The sequence below is a fragment of the Rhodococcus sp. PSi06 genome (assembly GCF_054960675.1).
The window spans coordinates 63,565-77,873 of record NZ_JBHNYO010000001.1 but is presented as its reverse complement, the minus strand read 5'-3'; the positions used below and the strand labels follow the sequence as shown (position 1 = coordinate 77,873).

General features: G+C 64.7%; 13 protein-coding genes. 6 read left to right on the top strand and 7 right to left on the bottom strand.

Features of this window, described 5'->3' with window-relative positions; all coding sequences use genetic code 11:
• Nucleotides 1-30: 30 nt before the first annotated feature.
• The 4 genes from wrbA to ACFI9K_RS00400 all read right to left on the bottom strand — a co-directional run bounded on the left by wrbA (nucleotide 31) and on the right by ACFI9K_RS00400 (nucleotide 3,827).
• Complete coding sequence (gene wrbA / locus ACFI9K_RS00415) at nucleotides 31-630, bottom strand: NAD(P)H:quinone oxidoreductase (protein ID WP_462661694.1); 600 nt, start codon at nucleotides 628-630, stop codon at nucleotides 31-33.
• A gap of 80 nt (nucleotides 631-710) precedes the next feature.
• Nucleotides 711-1,985, bottom strand: a complete 1,275-nt coding sequence (locus ACFI9K_RS00410; RefSeq protein WP_462661693.1) for an esterase/lipase family protein — start codon at nucleotides 1,983-1,985, stop codon at nucleotides 711-713.
• 64 nt (nucleotides 1,986-2,049) lie between these two features.
• The gene (locus tag ACFI9K_RS00405; RefSeq protein ID WP_462661692.1) at nucleotides 2,050-3,024 is read right to left on the bottom strand and encodes a phytanoyl-CoA dioxygenase family protein; all 975 of its coding nucleotides are present in this window, start codon (nucleotides 3,022-3,024) and stop codon (nucleotides 2,050-2,052) included.
• Nucleotides 3,015-3,827, bottom strand: coding sequence for a class I SAM-dependent methyltransferase (locus ACFI9K_RS00400; protein WP_462661691.1), 813 nt, complete (start codon nucleotides 3,825-3,827; stop codon nucleotides 3,015-3,017). Before ACFI9K_RS00400 ends, ACFI9K_RS00405 begins: the two co-directional genes overlap by 10 nt.
• Before the next feature lie 63 nt (nucleotides 3,828-3,890).
• Here ACFI9K_RS00400 and ACFI9K_RS00395 point away from each other — a divergent pair, with 63 nt between their 5' ends.
• Nucleotides 3,891-4,751 (top strand): class I SAM-dependent methyltransferase, encoded by an 861-nt coding sequence (locus tag ACFI9K_RS00395; protein ID WP_462661690.1) that lies wholly within the window; start codon nucleotides 3,891-3,893, stop codon nucleotides 4,749-4,751.
• A gap of 106 nt (nucleotides 4,752-4,857) precedes the next feature.
• Here the strand turns inward: ACFI9K_RS00395 and ACFI9K_RS00390 are convergent, their stop codons facing one another.
• A complete protein-coding gene (locus ACFI9K_RS00390; protein WP_462661689.1) occupies nucleotides 4,858-5,754 on the bottom strand; it encodes a hydroxymethylglutaryl-CoA lyase in 897 nt (298 codons plus the stop codon).
• A 134-nt stretch (nucleotides 5,755-5,888) separates the two neighbouring features.
• Between ACFI9K_RS00390 and ACFI9K_RS00385 the strand changes: the two genes are divergently transcribed.
• Genes ACFI9K_RS00385 through ACFI9K_RS00365 form a run of 5 tightly spaced genes read left to right on the top strand, consistent with a single transcriptional unit; the run spans nucleotide 5,889 to nucleotide 12,413 of the window.
• Nucleotides 5,889-6,554: a GntR family transcriptional regulator gene (locus ACFI9K_RS00385; protein WP_462661688.1), complete on the top strand. Its 666-nt coding sequence runs from the start codon at nucleotides 5,889-5,891 to the stop codon at nucleotides 6,552-6,554.
• Nucleotides 6,551-7,756 (top strand): CaiB/BaiF CoA transferase family protein, encoded by a 1,206-nt coding sequence (locus ACFI9K_RS00380; protein ID WP_462661687.1) that lies wholly within the window; start codon nucleotides 6,551-6,553, stop codon nucleotides 7,754-7,756. Before ACFI9K_RS00385 ends, ACFI9K_RS00380 begins: the two co-directional genes overlap by 4 nt.
• A 45-nt stretch (nucleotides 7,757-7,801) precedes the next feature.
• Nucleotides 7,802-9,898, top strand: a complete 2,097-nt coding sequence (locus ACFI9K_RS00375) for a hydantoinase/oxoprolinase family protein (protein ID WP_462661686.1) — start codon at nucleotides 7,802-7,804, stop codon at nucleotides 9,896-9,898.
• The gene (locus tag ACFI9K_RS00370; RefSeq protein WP_462661685.1) at nucleotides 9,898-11,787 is read left to right on the top strand and encodes a hydantoinase B/oxoprolinase family protein; all 1,890 of its coding nucleotides are present in this window, start codon (nucleotides 9,898-9,900) and stop codon (nucleotides 11,785-11,787) included. The genes ACFI9K_RS00375 and ACFI9K_RS00370 overlap by 1 nt, the downstream gene beginning before the upstream one ends.
• The gene (locus ACFI9K_RS00365; protein ID WP_462661684.1) at nucleotides 11,784-12,413 is read left to right on the top strand and encodes an isochorismatase family protein; all 630 of its coding nucleotides are present in this window, start codon (nucleotides 11,784-11,786) and stop codon (nucleotides 12,411-12,413) included. The genes ACFI9K_RS00370 and ACFI9K_RS00365 overlap by 4 nt, the downstream gene beginning before the upstream one ends.
• Nucleotides 12,414-12,543: 130 nt before the next feature.
• On the opposite strand, the gene ACFI9K_RS00360 is transcribed toward ACFI9K_RS00365, so the two are convergent.
• Together ACFI9K_RS00360 and ACFI9K_RS00355 are read right to left on the bottom strand one after the other, a co-directional pair.
• On the bottom strand, nucleotides 12,544-13,350 hold the full coding sequence (locus ACFI9K_RS00360; protein ID WP_462661683.1) for an ANTAR domain-containing protein: 807 nt from the start codon (nucleotides 13,348-13,350) through the stop codon (nucleotides 12,544-12,546).
• Between the two features lie 169 nt (nucleotides 13,351-13,519).
• Nucleotides 13,520-14,014 (bottom strand): DUF6328 family protein, encoded by a 495-nt coding sequence (locus ACFI9K_RS00355; protein ID WP_462661682.1) that lies wholly within the window; start codon nucleotides 14,012-14,014, stop codon nucleotides 13,520-13,522.
• Nucleotides 14,015-14,309 lie beyond the last annotated feature (295 nt).

The window sequence follows — 14,309 nt, the reverse complement described above, 5'->3', positions numbered from 1 at the left end:
ACAACAGTGCTAGCTGCTTCGTGCGTGCCTCTACTTCGCCAGCGCCTCGGCGATGGTGACAACGCGTGTGGCCATGTGCGCCAATGCTGCGCTGGTCGCGTCGTCCAGTTCGTTCTTGTTCTCGGGCCCGGTGACGTGAGAGACGCCGTAGGGGTTGCCGTCGGCGAACTTGAGTCCATCGGTGTATCCGGGCGGCACCAGGACGCCGCCGAAGTGCATCAGCGAGGTGTAGAGACCGATGAGTGTCGTCTCCTGGCCGCCGTGTGCGGTCTGGCTGGAGGTGAAGGCGGCGTATGCCTTGTTGGCGAGCTCGCCTTTGGCCCAGTAGCCGCCGAGGGAGTCCATGAAGTTCTGGAACGGCGCTGCGGTGCTGCCGAAGCGCGTCGGGGATCCGAGGATGACGCCGTCGGCCCACACGATGTCGTCACCGCTGGCAGCGGGGAGATCTTTGGTCGCTTCGTAATTGGCGGTCCATGCGGGGTTCTCGGCGAAGGTGCTCGGGTCGCGTGTTTCCGCGATGTGCCGCACACGTACTTCGGCTCCTGCCGCCGTCGCTGCGTCGGCGAGCTTGTTCGCCATGGTGGATCCGTGGCCGGTTGCGGAGTAGTAGATGATCGCGATCTTCGTCATCGAGCTGACCTTTCGTCGGGAGGACATCGAAGTAGTTGCGATGTCAACTGTCCCCGATACTACCCAAGATGATTGCTGTGTCAACTATTGGCGGTGACGTCGATCTCGGCACTTCCGCCGGCCAGTGCGCGACGCATCCAGCTGTACACCCTCTCGTCGTTGAGCAGGGTGAAATGGTGTGCACTGTTGATCGCCAGGCCGTCATCAGGTCGAAGGCCTATGTTGCGCATCTTGTTTCGGCCGATGGCGCTGTCCGTGCGCACCAGGCCGTCGCCCACGAACATTCCGACCGGGTTGCGCGGATTTTCGGTGACGATCGCGGATGCGTGATGGTGGCGCACCCTTTCCGGGATCGAGATGTCCATGGCTGCGCCGACGTCGAAGCTGTCGGCGTAGCGGGGATGCCCCTCTTCGTCGGTGATCGCTCCGTGGATCAGGTCGCGGACTCCGGCGCTTCGGCGGGCCAACAGGTTCGCCAGCGGCCGGGTCTCGGGTGCCAGCGCCATCGCGGCCGCAGCGACATGAACCCCGTGGGCGATGGGTGCACCGAGATGCGGTGTCCCCAAGGTGAATACGTCCGTCAACAGATCAACCCATCGGCGGCCACTCTCGGTTGCGTGGTGGGCGGCACTCCGCGAGACAAGACCGCCCATGGAGTGCCCGACCAATGTTATTCGGTGGACCCGGACGGGCCATGCCGTCACGAGTTGCTCGAGCAGGCCCGACAGGTCGACTCCGTTCGTGGCAATGCGACGCCCGGTGTTGTAGCGCAGCAAGATCGAGGTGGTTCCGGCTTCGGAGTCCAGCCGTTCGCCGTACGTGGGTCGCCCGCCGAGCCGCCATGCCGATTCCGTCTCGAACAGACCGTGAACGAAGAACACGAGGTGCGCTCCCGCGGTGGGAAATGCGGCGGCCAGAGCGCGGTACTTCGGTGGCACAGGGCGGCCGTCGACGCGTATCGCCATGGGGTACGCGAGGACTCGAGCCGTTCGTTCCATGTCGTCGCCGATGAGACCGTGCAGGACTGCGATGGTCTGAGCGCCGCGAGCGGTGTGCGACGGCGACGGTCGGGGATCGTCCTCGGACGCCGAGTCGCCACCGGTCAGGACACCGACAGTCTTGGCTGCGCCGGTGCAGGCGGCCGCGACACACGCGTAGGTGCCGGCCGCGATGGCGTCGTGCATCAGTTGTGTCGGTAGGACGGCGGGGCCGACGCCGCGCCGGACGGCAGCGAAGGTGCGTCGCGCTATCGCCGAGTGGACGGCGCGAACGCCGCCCGCGGCCGACGCGAGCTCGCGAAGTGTGAGCTCGCCGAGCTCACCCAATTCCTGTGTGCGCTGAGTTTTCTTCCCCACTCGATCCAGTGTACGTGTGTCCACTGAATCTGCCGTTGCTGCGGAATTAGCGCATCCGATCGGGTCAGGCTCGGCGGCCGACCACCGGGTTGAGTTCGGAGGCCGCGAGGCCACCGGGCTCGACGCCGGGCAGGAATTCCCGCCACGTGCCGCTGATCAGCGTCGGCGATTCCACGACACGGGCCCCATCGGCGAAGTAGGTGGTGGCCATCGCCCGGCGCGGCTGCGTCGTGAGGTTCGGCCCGGCGGTGTGGAAGCACAGCGCGGAGTGGAAGGACACGTCGCCCACGGCGAACGGCGAGGATTCGACTGCAACGTCGCGCTCGACGAAGCGTGTGGTGACGGCCTCGTCGTACGACGTACCGACCTTGTCGAACTGCAAGTCCGCAACCTCGCCCAGCACGTCCCGTCCGCGCGCGAACGACAGCGGACCCATCCGGCCGGGGATCGCAGACATCGGCATCCACGCGGTGACCGCCTGAGTGGTCTGGAGCGGGAAATGCTCCGCGTCGTGGTGCCAGGGCGTGCGCCCGCAACCGGGCTCCTTGGACAGAGCGTTGTCATGGTAGAGCCGAACGGCAGGTTCGTCGAGCAAGGCAGCGGCCAGTCCGCCGATCCGGGGTGAGAGCGCCACGGCGCGCATCAGGTCGTCGTGGATCCACATCTGTTCCAGCGCAGTGAATCTGCCGGCGACTTCGTCACCATGTTCGGCGCTGAGCAAGTCTTCGAGGCGCTCGGCGAGGCGTCGCACAACAGCGGGCGACAGCACGCCCGGTAGTCGTACGAAGGCGTTTCGAGCGAATGCGTCGACGGCAGCCGGGTCGAGGTCGTAGGGCTCGGCGAGCTCACGCTCGACCTGTTCGTCCGACGCCGCCTCGATGTCGGGTAGGCCGGGGCCGTCGACGAGCTCGGTGGGCATCGTGTCGTTGGCGGCCAGGGTGACGTACCAGTCCCACCAGTCCTGATCGTCGCCTGCCCACTCCTGATCGATACCGCCGTCGCGGTTCTGCTCGGGGAGTCGATCGTTTGTCAGAGCCACAGCAGGGCCGCCTCGTGCGAGAAGGTGTAGGAACCGGATGCATCGCGACAGGAGGCGAGGTAGTCACCGAGCACCGGTGCTGCCTCCATCTCGTCGAGCGACACGGAGTCGTCGAAGGCGCAGCGTTGCAGAAAGCCCTCCACGACAACACGATCCGACGTTCCGGTGGTGTACGTGACGCGTTGGTCACGCACGTCCGCGCCCGCTCGAATCAGTGCGTCACGCACCTGCTCGGCCGTCGTGTACGGAGTGGCCTCGCGCACGCCGGCGCGGAAAGCGTCGTAGAACGCGATGTAGTGCGAGGCTGCCGTCGCCTGTGCGACCAAGCCCAGACCGCCGGGAGCCAGCGCGGCGACGAATCTTTCGGCTGCAGCGTCCAACTCGGCAGGAGGCAGGGCGTAGAGCGCGTGGGTGGCCCATACGACGTCGTAGCCGGCGTGATCGGCGGGCAGGTCCTGCAAGGTCATCACCAGGTCGCGGCGAGCCGCGAACGGTGGGCCGAGGGCTGCGCGGGCCTCGGCCACCGAGAATTCGGATGGGTCGAGCAGGTCGTACGCCACCTCGGGCACTGCGGACAGGTCGGTGTAGCGGCGGAGCGCAGTGGGGAACTTGCCGCTGCCGCAGGCCACGTCGAGCAGTGACCACCCGTCGTGCGCGCGGTCGGCGAGAAGCGCCGGCCAATCGGCTGCCAGTGCCAGCTGGTGGTAGTCCTCGGTGGCCAGGGCGTAGAACGCTTCCATTCCTGTACGCCCCGCCTCGCTCCAATGCTCGAGACTGCGTTCGGCTGTGTCTCCGCTGCTCACGAGATTCCTCCTAGGAAGCCGACTCCGACGCACCGGCCGGTGCGCCATGGTTGACTCGGTCCAATGTCCAACATAGCTGCGAACTCGCCGACCGACACTGCTGCTGGGCTCATCGACGGGTTGCGGGCGGTGCGACACGGAGCTGCGGCGCTGGCGGGCCTCTCGCCGGAGGCCTACGGGCGAGGGCATGCGGCCTTCGAGTTGCTCTCCGACCAGCGTGACCTGATCGCCGAACACCTCGCCGCCCGGCTGGCCGGGATGGGGGACGGGCCGGTCTCGGTCCTGTCGGTGGGCTGCGGTGACGGTTCGCTCGACGCCAGGCTCGCGGCGAGCCTGGTGCGGCAGGCACCGGGCCGCCCGGTTCGCTACGTAGGGATCGACCCCTGGATCGGCAGTGCCGAGCTCTTCAACTCCAGAATGACGGCGCTCGAGGCGGCCGAACTCGACTCCCACGCTTACGTCGCGTCGTTCGACGACTCACCGGTCGACGAGACCTTCGACGTCGTGATGTTCGTGCACTCGATGTACTACGTGGCCGACGTGGCCACGACCTTGCGGGCCGCGCTGGCCCTGCTGCGACCCGGTGGCGAGCTATGGGTGGCGATTGCGCCGACGGCCGCGCTCAACGCGCTCGTCGAAGTTCTCGCGCCTCCGCTGGAGGGCCATCGGCAGTGGTTCAGCGCCGACGTCGAGAAAGCCTTCGTCGACGCCGCGATCGTCCTCGACGAGACGGTCACCCTGGACGCGCTGGTCGATCTGTCCGCCGCGAGCGACGACGTGCTGGACTTCGCGGTACAGGCCCGGCTGACCCCCGACCTGCACGAGCCGGTGCGGGCCTACCTCACGGCGGTGTCGGTGCCCGCTGCCGACGGCGGCCTGAGAGTGCCGCACCCCGTCGACGTGTTCGCGGCGTCCCGTCGTTGAGTTGTGGCTCGCGGCGAATCAGCTCCTCGGATTCCAATAGCCGACGCCGATCGGAGGCACAGAACCAGAACCGGGGAGCCGATCGCCGAACAATGCCAGCGCGCGCTCATAGGCTCGGAAAAGCCCCGGCCCGTCCGAGTAGGGCGGGCACCTGTTTGCCCAAAGCTGTCCCGAGCCACGCCGCGGCGTCGATCAGAACCTGTTGACGGACACCGGTTTCGACTCCCGAACGATCGAGCGCGTAGATCAGGTCCTCGGACGCGATATTGCCCGTTGCCGCGGGGGCGAACGGGCAACCTCCGAAGCCACCGATACTGGCGTCCAACGCGCGCGCACCCGTGTCCAGTGCAGCCAGTGCGTTGGCATAACCCGTGTTTCGCGTGTTGTGAAAATGCCACCGCTGCGGGATTCCGGGGGCTCGTGTGTTCGCCACGTCGGCCAACATTCGAACTTGCTTCGGCACGCCGACGCCGATGGTGTCGGCCAACGCGATTTCCGACGGCCGATCCTCCGCGAACTGCGCGAGGATCTCACCGACGTACTCCGGATCCACCTCTCCGCTGAAAGGACATCCGAACGCCGCCGCAATGGTGACTGTGGTGGCCACCCCGGCCGATCCTGCATCACGAACGACATCGCGGGCAGTCGAGACTGCCTCTGCGACAGAGCAATTCTGATTCCTCCGGCTGAATTCCTCGGATGCGACGACCACGACGTTGACCTCGTCCACGCGCGCTGCGACGGCCCGTTCGAGACCGCGCTGATTCAGCACGAGACCGATGTAGGACACGTCGTCGCGTCGTTCGATTCCGGCCATCACTTCCTCGGCCCCGGCCATCTGAGGCACCCGCTTCGGGTTCACGAAACTGACCGCTTCGATTCGCTTCACGCCTGCCGTGACGCTGCGAGCGATCAAGTCGATTTTTCGATCCACCGACAGCACAGTCGTTTCGTTCTGCAGCCCGTCACGCGGACCCACCTCGACAAGTTGCACAGACGTCATGATCCGATCCTCCTCCGGCGAAGCATTGCATGCAATAGTGAAAATATTTCGTCCTCGACTCTGATGAAAGCGAGGACAGTGGGCCGGACTGGCTCTAGATTGTGAACAACAAGCTCCCTTGAACGGAGGCCTACATGGTCAGGGCCGTGGATCGCGTGTATTCCCATATTCGCGACGGCATCATCGCGGGAACCTACGCGCCCGGCGCACGGCTGGGGGAGGTCGACATCGCAGAATTGACCGACACCAGTCGGACGCCCGTTCGCGAGGCTCTGAGGCAACTCGAGATGGAAGGGCTCGTCGAGGTCGTCCCCCATCGGGGCGCACGCGTTTACACCTGGACGGCAGACGATCTCGAGGAGATTTACGACCTACGCATGACGCTCGAAGCCATGGCCGCGGCGCGGGCAGCGCGTCGAATCGGCGAGAAAGACCTCGACAGGCTGAGCGAGCTCTGCGACCTCATGGAATCGGCGGCGGCACACGGTGCCGGACAGCAACTCGACCTGATGGCTCAGCTGAACGACGAGTTCCACGCCATCGTGCGTACCGCAGCCGCCAGCACTCGCTTGCTGACGATGCTCGGTGCCGTCATTCAATTCCCCCTCGTGATGCGCACCTTTCACCGCTACGCACCGGCTGACGTCGCCCGTAGTCATGCGCACCATCGCGATCTGGTGTCAGCCCTGACCAGTGGAGACGAAGTCTGGGCCGACTCGGTGATGCGTGCTCACGTCCGTGCCGCCAAACATGTTCTTCTGCAATCCCTCACGCCCGACGAAGTCAAGGAGTCCGAATGAGCGAGGCCGCCTCAGGGCCGTTGTCAGACCTCCGAGTAGTAGAGATGGGCCAATTGTTGGCCGGGCCTTTCTGCGGACAACTTCTCGCCGATTTCGGAGCCGAGGTCATCAAACTGGAGCCGCCGGGCAAGGGTGACCCGATGCGGCAGTGGGGTCGGGAAAAGCCCCACGGCAAGTCGTTGTGGTGGCCGGTGGTAGCCCGCAACAAGAAATCGGTCACCTGCAATCTTCGTACCGAAGAAGGACAAGCGCTGGCGCGCAACATCATCGGTAAGTCGGACATCGTGGTCGAAAATTTTCGGCCCGGCACCCTCGAGCGATGGGGTCTGGGGTACGAGGAACTGCGCACGCTGGACCCCCGTCTGATCATGGCCAGGGTCACGGGCTACGGTCAGGACGGTCCTTACTCTCCCCGAGCCGGCTTCGGTTCGATCGGTGAGGCGATGGGCGGAATCCGATATGTGACAGGCAATCCGGATCAGCCACCGTCTCGGGCCGGCATCTCGCTCGGCGACTCTCTGGCTGCGGTATTCGCGACGATCGGTGTCCTTACTGCCGTACACCACCGGGAGCGCACCGGGCGTGGTCAACTGGTGGATTCGGCGATCTACGAGGCCGTGCTCGCCATGATGGAATCACTGCTCCCCGAATACGAGATCGGTGGATACCAGCGCGAACGCACCGGGTCGGTGTTACCGAACATCGCACCGAGCAATGTCTATCCGACAAAGGGTGGAGAGATGATTCTGGTTGCTGCGAACCAGGATTCGGTCTACGCCCGACTGGTCACCGCGATGGGCAGGGCTGACCTCGTATCCGATCCCCGTTACATCGACCACGCATCACGTGGGGTCAACATGGACGAACTGGACGCCGTCATCGGATCGTGGACCGCAGACCGCGGAACCGATGAGGTACTGGACATCCTTCATGAGGCAGGCGTCCCCGCCGGTCGCATCTACACCGCTCGCGACATGTTCGACGATCCGCACTTCGCAGCTCGCGACGCCATCGTGCGTTTGGCTCATCCCGATTTCGGCGAGATCCCGATGGCGGGTGTCGTGCCCAAGCTCAGCGACAGTCCCGGAGCCGTCCGGCATGCAGGACCCGAACTGGGAGAGCATAATTCGGATATCTACGGGTCGCTTCTCGGGCTGACCGACGCCGAGCAGGCTGCGCTCGTCGACCGCGGCACCATCTGATCTCGACAACTCCACTCACCGCATCCCACACGACCGGAGATCACCATGCGCTATCGATTGGGCGTCGACGTCGGCGGAACCTTCACCGACGTACTGCTTCTCGAAGAAACGACAGGTACCACCTTCAGGGCCAAGACACCGTCGACACCCTCCGATCAATCGGTCGGCGTGCTGAACGGCATCGACAAGGTGTGCTCGGCGGCCGGGATAGAACCGTCGGAGATCGATCAAGTCCTGCACGGGACCACGGTGGCGACCAACGCCATCCTGCAGGGCCGCGGTGCGCGCGTTGGACTCGTGACCACGGACGGGTTCCGGCAGGTCCTGCAGATCGCCAGATCGTACGTCCCAGGCGGTCTGGCGGGCTGGATCATCTGGCCCAAGCCCGAACCACTTGCAGCGCTGGAGAACACCGTCGAGGTCGTAGGTCGCTTGGCCGCGGACGGTAGCGAGGTGACAGCGCTCGACGAGAACCAGGCGCGGACCCAATTACGTCGACTCGCCGGTGCCGGTATCGAGGCTCTCACGATCTCGCTCATCAACTCGTATGCGAACGACACCCACGAGAAGCAGGTCGCCGAGTGGGCTGCCAACGAGCTGCCGGGCATTCCGATCTCCATTTCCAGTCAGGTCCTACCCGAGATGCGGGAGTACGAGCGAACCCTCACCACCGTGGCCAACAGCTACGTTCAACCAGAGGTGTCGCGTTACGTACGAAACCTGGACAAGTCCCTGCAGGACAGGGGAATCGAGGCCCCTCTGTCCATCCTGCGCAGTGACGGCGGACTGGTGCAGTCTGCGAAGGCGTCGGAAGCACCGGTGTCGTTGCTGCTTTCCGGTCCGGCCGGTGGCGTCACCGGAGCCGTCTGGTTTGCCGAACAGGCCGGCTTCTCCGACTTCCTCACTTTCGACATGGGTGGAACCAGTACCGATGTGGCCCTCGTGCTCGGTGGACAGCCGCGCATCGGGCGCGAGACGAAGGTGGGTGACCTCGCGGTCCGCGCCACGAGCGTGGACGTGCGAACCGTCGGCGCCGGTGGCGGTTCCATTGCGCACGTACCCGAGTTGACGCGCGCATTGCGGGTCGGGCCGCAATCGGCCGGTGCCGACCCCGGGCCTGCCGCCTACGGAAAGGGCGGAACCGAACCGACGGTCACCGACGCGAACGTCGTTCTCGGGTACCTGCCGACCTCGTTGGCAGGCGGCGAGGTCGATCTCGACGCCGAGGCGAGCCGGACCGCGGTGGCGACGATCGCGGACGCGATCGGCCTCGCCAGTCCGGAGGAAGCCGCGTCCGGGATCGTCGATATCGTCAACGAGAACATGTTCGGCGCTTTGCGATTGGTCAGTGTGCAGCAGGGATACGACCCACGTGACTTCGCGCTCGTCTCGTTCGGTGGTGCCGGGCCGTTGCACGCCAACGCTCTGGGACGACTCACCGGGGCGTGGCCGGTGATCGTGCCCCCGTCTCCCGGCGTCCTCTGCGCTTACGGCGACGCCACGACGTGTCTGCGCGACGAGGCTGCGCGAACCATGGTCAGGGCGTTCTCGGACATCGACGACGGCGAGGTGCGTAAGGCGCTGGCGGAATTGGCCGAGTCGGCCGCCGAAAGGCTGTCGTCCGAGGGTGTTCCGAAAGAACAGCAGACCGCCGCCTACCAGGTGGATCTGCGCTACCAGGGTCAGGGATTCGAGATTCCCGTCGACCTCGACGCCGCCGCCCTCGACTCCGGCGATGTGCTGGCAACACTCGGAGCCGCTTTCGACGCCGAACATCAGCGCCTGTTCTCGTTCCTGCTGAAGAACGAACGGGAGGTCATCAATCTTCGAGTGACCGTCAGCGGGCCGCGTCCCGAGGTAGCGTTCCAGCCGCTGGAGCAGGGCACCGAGGACGCGGCGGCGGCTCTGGTGTCCACGAACGACGTCTGGATGGACGGGAAGTATTCGAAGGCCGGGATCTACGATCGCTCGAAACTGCTGGCGGGCAACGTCGTGACAGGCCCAGCGGTCATCACCGAGATGGACTCCACCACGCTGGTGCTGTCCGGGCACGCAGCGACCGTCCACGCCAGTGCCTGCCTTCTCATCGCCCCGATCGGCACCGACGACACCCACCGCACCACTCGACTGCAGGAGAGCTGATGGCCACCATCATCGAGACCTCGAAGACTCCGTTCACGACAGTTCCCGTCGATCCGATCACCCTGGACATCATCGAGAACGCGCTGCGAAACGCGCGGGCGGAGATGGACGAAGTTCTGTTCAGAACCGCACTGTCACCAGGCATTCGCGAGCAGCACGACGAATTCCCGCTCATCGCCGACCCGAGCGGCAAGATGGTCGTCGGTCAATTCGGGCTCTCCGTCCCGGATTTCCTCGACAACTTCTCCGGAACCGTCGGCGAGGGTGACATCCTCCTGACCTCCGACCCGTACGCCTGTGGGGCCGCGATCAGCCACGCCAACGACTGGCTCATCGTTCTCCCCATTTTCCACAGCGGGAGGGTGGTCGGATGGTCGTCGATGTTCGGCCACATGGCCGACGTCGGGGGCAAGACGCCGTCGTCGATGCCGACGGACGCGCACACCATCTTCGAGGAAGGGGTGATCATTCCGCCGTTCAAGCTCTACAGCGCAGGAGAATTGAACGAGACCGCGTTGGACATCATCCTCAATCAGGTGCGCAAGCCCGACTGGAACCGAGCGGACCTCAACGGGCTCGTTGCTGCGTGCACCACCGCGTCGCGGCGCATCGTCGAACTCTGCGACCGATTCGGTGTGGATGTGTACCTGTCGGCGCTCGATGCTCTGCTGGACAGGAACTATCAGGCCATGAAGGTGCTGCTCGCAATGTTGTTCGTCGACGGCGAGACCATCGAGTTCAGCGATTTCATCTGCGACGACGGGTGCGGTTACGGACCGTACGAACTCGCGATCACGCTGACTCGACACGGGGAGAAGATTCATCTCGATTTCAGCAAGGCCGCGCCACAAGCCGTTGGGCCGATCAACTACTTCATCAACGAGAACCTCGTACGAATGTTCTTCGGTATCTACGTCATCACCGTGGCCGATCCGCAGATTCTCTGGAACGACGGCTTCTATCCCTTGATCGACGTGACCATCCCCGAGGACTCGTTCTGGAAGCCGCGATATCCCGCTGCACTCAACGGACGAAATCACGGGATCGGGCGTGTCTTCGACCTTTTCGGCGGACTGTTGGGAAAGAACAATCCCGAGATTCTCAACGCCGCCGGCTTCTCGTCGTCGCCGCACTTCATGTATTCCGGCCACTACGACGGCGGTTCTCGCGACGGGGAGTGGTTCCAGCTCTACTCGATCGGCTTCGGCGGCATCCCCGGTCGACCGATGGGCGACGGCCCGGACGGGCACTCGCTGTGGCCGTCGTTCGTGAACATTCCGTGCGAGTACCTCGAGTCGTACTACCCACTGCGTATCGAGCGCTGGGAGACCGTCACCGATACCGGCGGTGCCGGGTTGCATCGTGGTGGCAACGGCGTCGATGTGGCGTACTACTTCGAGGAGCCCGGCACCATTGCCATCCACGACGACAGGTGGCTGACGTACCCGTGGGGAGTCAACGGCGGCAAACCCGGTGCGAGAGGGAAGAAGTGGATCGTTCGGGCATCGGGGGAGGTCGAGGTGTTGCCCAGCAAGATTCACGAGGTCCCGGTCGCGCGCGGTGACGTTCTGCACTTCGTCACGTGGGGTGGCGGAGGATGGGGTGACCCGTTGACCCGGGATCCCGAGTTGATCGGTCTCGAGGTGCGCCGAGGTCTCGTCAGTAGCGAAGGTGCCCGAGCCGGGTACGGAACGGTCTGCGACGCCGACGGTGTGGTGGATTCGGCTGCGTCAGAAGCGCTTCGACGGGAGATGGCGGAAGCGCGCGGTGAGATCGAGGTCTTCGACAAGGGGCCGTCGATCGAGGTGATTCTCGAACGGTGCGAGGCCGAGACCGGTCTGCCGGCACCTCGTCCGCCGGTGAACGTCAGAAAGGCGGTACGAGCGTGAGCGATACCCTCGGCTCGTATCGAGAGTCGGGGTTCGCGGGCGAGCTTGGTCCCGGTCGGAGTCCGGCGGTGCTCGTGGTCGACATCGTTGCGGCGTATCTGGTGGACGGTTCGCCCATGCGTGCCCCGGTGGACGCGTCGGTCGAGGCTGCCGCGCAGTTGGTGTCGGCCGCCCGAGCCGCCGGCATTCCCGTTCTGTTCACGCGAGTCAGCTATCAGCCGGGTGGCAGTGACGGCGGCCTGTTCACGTCCAAGATCCCGGCGTTGAAGATCTTCGAGGAAGGCTCGGAACTGGGCAATTTTCTGGCGAAACCCCGTCCGATCGCGGGCGAGACCGTGGTGACAAAGCAGTACGCGAGTGCGTTCTTCGGCACCTCACTCGCCGCCACACTGACGGCGTCCGGTATCGACACGCTGTACATCTGTGGGCTGACCACCAGTGGATGCATTCGCGCAAGTGCTACCGACGCACTCCAACACGGGTTCCGACCTCTGGTGGTGGCAGACGCATGCGGTGATCGCGAGCCGGGCATGCACGAGTCCAACTTGCTCGATCTACAGGCGAAGTACGCGGATGTAATCAGCCTCGCGCAGGCGCTCGACCAGTTCGGGGCAACGTCTCGCTGACGGTGGTGCCCACGCTTCGCGGCGAATCAGCTCCTCGGATTCGAATACCCGACGCCGATCGGAGGCATAGATCCAAAACTGGGGAGCCGATCGAGCGTGAATCGGATCGGTGCCCGAATGCCCGGCGGAGTCAGGCCTTCGTGGACGAGGTGGGATCGCTGCTGATCGATCGAATCATCTCGGCAGCCAGCGCGTTGACCTTGACGTTGGTGTTCTGTGATCGCTCGGACAGCAGCGCGAATGCTTCGTCGGCCGACACGCCGCGTACGGCCATGATGATGCCCTTGGCCTGATCGATGTCGGCCCTGGTTCTCATTGCGGTGATCAGGCCGTCCAGCTCCGTCTCCGCGGTCTCTGCCCGACGGGTGATGCGCACCGCGGCCTCGATGGCGGTGGTGAACAGCTGCACCAGAACTTCGTCGATGTCCTCGAAGCCGTGACTGTTTCGGCTGTAGATGTTCAGCGCGCCGAGGTGACGGTCGTCGATCGACATCGGTGCCGAGAGGTAGCTGCGTACACCCATGCCGGCCACGTTCGCTGCGAATCGTGGCCACCGCTCGGCGACTGCGTCGACACGTACCCGGACAATCTGGCCCGTTCGCGCCGCCTCGAGGCAGGGGCCCTCGTCGGCGCGATACTGATCGTCGTCGACGTCGTTGACACGTGGATCGCTCGAGGCCGCCGTCGTCGGGTGTTCGGCTCCGTCTTGCAGCACGGTGATGCCGACCATGTCCGCATCCGGTACCGCTACCAACACCTCTCGACAGACCGCCTGCATCATGGCTCCCGCGTCGTGGCCCGAGAGAAGCAAGTGGGAGATGTTTTCGAGAGCGCGGGTGTAGCTCGCGACGCGGGTGACCGTCGACGCCGGTGGCGTGTCTGCGCCGTCGGTGCCCGAATCACCCGGTGTCGGGTCCTTCGGCGTGTTCGATGACATGGTCGACCCTTCAACATCGTTCGGCGGTGGTGCACTCGGCCGACCAAGCAGATTGCGCGACCCACCGGCTCGAGCACTTGTACACAGGGTAACGCCGAAGTGCCGGTCTGTATTGCCTTCTGTTCGGCATCGGTGCTGCGCTGCGTGAATCTCGGTGTCGGTTCCACCGTCAACGATTGCGATATGCGCGTGGCAGCACGAACCAGAAGGCAACAGTTGCCAACGCCACGACCACGGCAGCGGGGGCCGCAGCGTTTACTCCCAGAACAACTTCGAAGGTCAGTGCCGCCGCGCCGATCAACGTGATCCCCAGCATGGCAAGGCCGCAGATCGCCAGGACGTTGCCTACTCGCACGATCACGTCGATGGCACGTCTACGAAACAGCAATCGGTGCATACTGACCGGTGCGACGAGCAGAACTGTCGCAAGTATCGATGCCGACACGGTCACCAGGTACACCACGTGACCCGCTGTCGACAGGCTGTCGAAACGAGCTTGAAACGGCAACGTGAGTAGGAATCCGGTCAACAGTTGCACGCCGGTCTGTACCACTCGAAGCTCCTGCAACAGTGCCGCCCAATTGCGATCGAGTTGCTGCGTCGGAGTTTCGTTGCGCCCCCGACCGTTCCACGCAATCTGATCGTCGTCTTCGTCGGTCGCCATCGGCCAAGACTAGTTGTACGGAATGACGTTTGGCCGGATCGCCTTCGGGCATCCGACGAGCAGCCTGGTCGTGGCCGCCCGGGCGCGACGATCGGGTCAGGCCTCGCCAGTTGAACAGTCAGCGGGCGGGGCCGTTCCGAGCAGTCGGTGTAACGACCCGAACCGAGTATGATCGACGACACTCTGGTGAAGCCCGCGCCAGTTCCCCCTGCGTGCCGCTCACCGAAATCGATGACGGCACAGAGTAATCGGCCGTTGCCCGACATTCGACTGTCCAAGACTCAGCTATTGGACA

Bases quoted from the DNA above. Each gene is read 5' to 3' on its own strand.
- wrbA (WP_462661694.1), bottom strand. From the start codon at position 630: ATGACGAAGATCGCGATCATCTACTACTCCGCAACCGGCCACGGATCC.
- ACFI9K_RS00395 (WP_462661690.1), top strand. From the start codon at position 3,891: ATGTCCAACATAGCTGCGAACTCGCCGACCGACACTGCTGCTGGGCTC.
- ACFI9K_RS00390 (WP_462661689.1), bottom strand. From the start codon at position 5,754: ATGACGTCTGTGCAACTTGTCGAGGTGGGTCCGCGTGACGGGCTGCAG.
- ACFI9K_RS00385 (WP_462661688.1), top strand. From the start codon at position 5,889: ATGGTCAGGGCCGTGGATCGCGTGTATTCCCATATTCGCGACGGCATC.
- ACFI9K_RS00380 (WP_462661687.1), top strand. From the start codon at position 6,551: ATGAGCGAGGCCGCCTCAGGGCCGTTGTCAGACCTCCGAGTAGTAGAG.
- ACFI9K_RS00375 (WP_462661686.1), top strand. From the start codon at position 7,802: ATGCGCTATCGATTGGGCGTCGACGTCGGCGGAACCTTCACCGACGTA.
- ACFI9K_RS00370 (WP_462661685.1), top strand. From the start codon at position 9,898: ATGGCCACCATCATCGAGACCTCGAAGACTCCGTTCACGACAGTTCCC.
- ACFI9K_RS00360 (WP_462661683.1), bottom strand. From the start codon at position 13,350: ATGTCATCGAACACGCCGAAGGACCCGACACCGGGTGATTCGGGCACC.
- ACFI9K_RS00355 (WP_462661682.1), bottom strand. From the start codon at position 14,014: ATGGCGACCGACGAAGACGACGATCAGATTGCGTGGAACGGTCGGGGG.